General features: G+C 49.0%; 2 tRNA genes. Both read right to left on the reverse strand.

Annotated elements, in window-relative coordinates:
- Positions 1-29: 29 nt before the first annotated feature.
- Positions 30-105: transfer RNA gene (locus BM607_RS21710), tRNA-Thr, on the reverse strand.
- Positions 106-126: 21 nt separating this feature from the next.
- A tRNA-Phe gene (locus BM607_RS21715) sits at positions 127-202 on the reverse strand.
- Between the last annotated feature and the right edge of the window lie 6 nt (positions 203-208).

The following is a 208-nucleotide window of genomic DNA, read 5'->3' on the forward strand; positions in this document are numbered from 1 at the left end:
CCACTCATTGAGTGGCTTCGTTGTTTATATGGTGCCGGCACCAAGAGTCGAACTCGGGACCTACTGATTACAAGTCAGTTGCTCTACCAACTGAGCTATGCCGGCTAAACTTATACTGCAAAATAATGGTGCCCGAACCCGGAATCGAACCAGGGACACGAGGATTTTCAATCCTCTGCTCTACCGACTGAGCTATTCGGGCAACTAA

It is taken from the genome of Shewanella sp. SACH, from assembly GCF_001887095.2.
GTDB classification, from domain to species: domain Bacteria; phylum Pseudomonadota; class Gammaproteobacteria; order Enterobacterales; family Shewanellaceae; genus Shewanella; species Shewanella baltica.